This is a genomic window from Vibrio sp. V03_P4A6T147, assembly GCF_002241085.1.
Taxonomy (GTDB): Bacteria; Pseudomonadota; Gammaproteobacteria; order Enterobacterales; family Vibrionaceae; genus Vibrio; species Vibrio anguillarum.
In genome coordinates this window covers 1-3,802 of record NZ_NDIO01000260.1, presented here as the reverse complement: position 1 = coordinate 3,802, position 3,802 = coordinate 1, and the positions used below count along the sequence as shown (strand labels likewise).

The following is a 3,802-nucleotide window of genomic DNA, read 5'->3' as shown; positions in this document are numbered from 1 at the left end:
GTCATAAAACAACCAACCAGGCAATTGTAAACTTTCAAAACAACATTTATTTAACATTTCAAAATGCAAATAAAATCGTTTGCGTCGCTTAACCGCTCCCTTTTTGTACTAAAGAATCCCACTGAAACTGTGAAATTCTGGTCAAAATCCAATAAAAGGTTCATCAAAAGGAAACAAATGAGAAACAAATCATAGCTAGGCTAGCGAAAACTGTGCTATCTAGAGAGCACGACATGGCGTAATAACAACAACAAGAGGTTGCTTATGGAAAGCTTGCAATTTGACGAAATGTTGGAAATGGAAATCACAAAACTCCGCTCTAGTCGCACTAAACCAGTAAAAAGAATGTGGCGAGAAATTGAAGCGATTCAGGATCAAAAACGGTTACAAAGAGAATTGATGGAGATGGATGTCTGCTTCGAGGCTGATCAAATAAAACTCTGAGTAAAAAGGCACTTCAACAGTGCCTTTTTTGTTTAACTAAATCAGCAGAGATTACTGGCACTCTTGCGCGGTTTGCCGAACTCGGTGAGCTAATTGTTGGTACTGCTCCGCAATTGTCTCACCAAATACTGGATCATCTTCGGATTGTTGCCAGCTCGCCTCCACCGCTTGCCAATCAGTCACATTAAAGGTGCGGCTGATCAAGGGTAAAACCGATTGTTCTTCTAACTCCAGATGACGCTTCTGGGAAGAAATAAATGCATCAAGTTGCTCGATGAACACGTGCTGTGGTACAACAGCATCTTGCAAAATCATATCGACAATCTCTAGAAAAGCATGAGTTTTCTCAGAAAGTTCTATATGTTCTCTCGCTAAATTTTGAATATCATTATGTTGACCATAATGATCAATATAATAGTGATAGAGAATATCTTCTTTGGGGTGGTGTACTGACTCTGAATGCGTCGCCAAGTAGTCAATAATCTCTCTCACTAAAGAGTAGTTGATACTTTGTTCATTACTCAATTGCCGTTGTTTATCTCGCAAAATGGCAAGCAAACGCGCCATATACCCGTGTTCTCTACGGATCCTTTCAATCATCATTGTGCTTCTCCATTACACTTATTTTAGATAAGTGTATAAAAGCTTCAGCGTGCTTGCTTTGACCCTGCTCGAAAAAACATCAATTAATCACTTATACAATACGGGTTGCCAATTCACAGGCGCTTTCCCCTGCTCAATAAGTAATTGATTAGTCTTTGAAAAATGTTTACAGCCCAAAAAGCCTCGATGCGCAGAAAGAGGAGAAGGATGCGGTGCTACTAATACATGATGTTTACTGCGAGCAATCATGCTGCCTTTCTTCTGCGCGTGTGAACCCCACAACAGGAAGACAACACCTTCACGCTGCTGATTTACCGCCTCAATCACCCGGTCGGTAAAGGTTTCCCAACCAGTATTAGCGTGCGAATGCGCCATACCTTGTTCAACGGTCAATACGGTATTGAGCAATAGCACCCCTTGCTCGGCCCAACTTTTTAGGTAACCGTGCTGAGGAGTAACAAAACCGGGGATATCTTGCACCAGCTCTTTGTAGATATTCACCAGTGAAGGTGGGGTTTTAACGCCGGGTAACACCGAAAAACATAACCCATGAGCTTGATTTGGCCCGTGATAAGGATCTTGCCCTAAAATCACAACCTTAACATCGCCAAATTCGGTAAAACGAAACGCATTAAACACGTCAGCAGCAGGTGGATAAATCACTTTCCCCGCCAGCCTTTCCTTTTCAACAAACGCTATCGTCTGTTGAAAATACTCCTGCTGTTTTTCATGGCCGATAACATCGTGCCAAGTCAATGATTGAGTCATAACAACGCTCTGCAAATTAACTAATTACCGCATTGTAACCATAAAAAGCCACCACTGCATGAGTCAATGTCACAGAGCTTTTGCGATGATTAGTCAGCCTCTATATCCGGCAATTCTTGAATAAGCATATTCATGGCGCACTCGAGTTGCTTCATTGCTATGTAGAGTTTTGCCCTAAAATCCCAAAAACCTCGCTCAGCTCTTGAACTACGTAATTGCACTTCGATACACCAGCCATATTCTGCCAGTTCAGTAAATCCTAAAATGGCGATTGTACCTGCTTGCCGATGAACCCAATCCGCTCTCTCACTACTGGTAACTGGCATAGCTAAAGCATCACATAAACTACTTACCGATGCCTGAAGAAAAGAGAATAAAGCACTTCTATTACCAAATGTACTAATTAGAGTATCCATTTTTAACCCATCACGGCTGATAATACCCCAATCCTCGAATATGCTGATTATGTCATTGAGACGGATAGGTTTACCTAGTAAATCGTTCATGCCTGCATCTAAACAACGTTGTTTTTGATCATTTAGTATGTCAGCTGTCATCGCAATAATTGGTATATCTCGGTAGGTTTTATCCCATGCCCGAATATGTTTAGCCAATTCATACCCATCCATATAGGGCATATGGCAATCACACAACACTAAAGCATAATCGTTACGGCCTAAGTATGAGAGCGCATCTTGCCCATTACTCGCAACATCAAATACCAAACCAATCTGATCCAATTGCTGCGCTATTAGCATTCGATTAATTTCATTATCGTCAACCACCAACACTTTAACTGGTAAGCTGCACTGACTACCTAGCGTTTTAGACTGATCTTGTTTAATACTTAATACTTCATAACAGACCAGTTGAACACTTCGATTGGTAATAGGGTGTGAATTAAGAAGCCACCCCCAACTTTCTCGGCGTACTCCCAACACACCCGGCAGCGGACAGAGCTGAACATCCCCTTCTTTGGCATTATCACTAAACACTATCGCTGCATTGGTTTTACTCAGCTCTATACCCAGGGCCAAAAGGTGTGTGCTTAATGTAGCGTTTAATGTTGGATCACTTATATTAACGCTGGCAGAGTAACCACTAAGGAGAGGATCAATATGAGTATGAGCGCTGATTCTAAGAGGAATTTTAAAACCGATCCAACTTCCCAAACCCTTTTGACTATTTATTAACATCTCGCCTTCCATCAACTCAACCAGTTGCTGGCAGATCGATAATCCTAAACCCGTGCCACCGAAACGGCGGCTTGTTGAGCGTTCTGCTTGCTCAAAAGGCTGAAAAATTCGCGCTATCTCCTCAGCGTTCATTCCTATACCAGTGTCTTGTACGCCCACTTTCAATATCTGTTCATCATTCAATTCTGATAATACTTGTAGAGTGATCGTAATATTGCCTTGTTCAGTAAATTTTACGGCATTATTTACTAAGTTAATCAGGATTTGTCGTAAGCGTAATTCATCACCTATATAAGCGGCCGCTAATTGTGGTTCAATCGAAAGCCCTAGTGATAAACTCTTTTTCTGTGCTTCAAAACTACTAACAAGAAGTACTTTATCAATCACTTCACGTAAAAGAAAAGACGCTGATTCAAGCTTTAGTTTTCCAGCCTCTATTTTAGAAAAGTCTAACACTTCACTTACAATGCTGTGCAAACCTGAAGCGGAAGTAGAAACTACATCCAGCATCTGTTGTTGTTCAAAATCCATATCACTCATAGATAATTGTTCTAACATACCAATAATTCCGTTCATTGGTGTACGAATTTCATGGCTCATCGTCGCTAGAAACTCTGCTTTCTCATGCGAATTTTTTTCTGCCTGTTCTTTTGCTGTCGCCAAAGCCGTCTCAACTCTTTCTTTTTCAATTAACAGCCGTCGCAATCGCCAATAAGCAATACTACCAATAAAAGAAAGTACTAACGTGATAAACAAAAACGGAGTCAGTTTTTTTAATACACTTAGCCAGT

4 protein-coding genes are annotated in these 3,802 nt (G+C 41.0%); 1 reads left to right on the top strand and 3 read right to left on the bottom strand.

Features of this window, described 5'->3' with window-relative positions; genetic code table 11:
• Positions 1–264: 264 nt before the first annotated feature.
• Positions 265–444 carry a DUF3545 family protein gene (locus B9J84_RS10385; RefSeq protein WP_010318284.1) on the top strand — a complete coding sequence of 60 codons (180 nt, stop codon included), beginning with the start codon at positions 265–267 and terminating at the stop codon, positions 442–444.
• Between the two features lie 51 nt (positions 445–495).
• Here B9J84_RS10385 and B9J84_RS10380 read toward each other — a convergent pair whose 3' ends face one another.
• From B9J84_RS10380 to B9J84_RS10370, 3 genes are all read right to left on the bottom strand, one after another.
• Complete coding sequence (locus B9J84_RS10380) at positions 496–1,047, bottom strand: hemerythrin domain-containing protein (RefSeq protein ID WP_013856117.1); 552 nt, start codon at positions 1,045–1,047, stop codon at positions 496–498.
• An 87-nt stretch (positions 1,048–1,134) separates the two neighbouring features.
• Entirely contained in the window at positions 1,135–1,815 is a 681-nt protein-coding gene (gene ung / locus B9J84_RS10375) for a uracil-DNA glycosylase (protein ID WP_094124073.1), read from the bottom strand.
• Positions 1,816–1,904: 89 nt separating this feature from the next.
• A partial coding sequence (locus B9J84_RS10370) for an ATP-binding protein (protein WP_143698852.1) occupies positions 1,905–3,802 on the bottom strand: 1,898 nt, incomplete at its 5' end.

Bases quoted from the DNA above. Each gene is read 5' to 3' on its own strand.
- B9J84_RS10385 (WP_010318284.1), top strand. From the start codon at position 265: ATGGAAAGCTTGCAATTTGACGAAATGTTGGAAATGGAAATCACAAAA.
- B9J84_RS10380 (WP_013856117.1), bottom strand. From the start codon at position 1,047: ATGATGATTGAAAGGATCCGTAGAGAACACGGGTATATGGCGCGTTTG.
- ung (WP_094124073.1), bottom strand. From the start codon at position 1,815: ATGACTCAATCATTGACTTGGCACGATGTTATCGGCCATGAAAAACAG.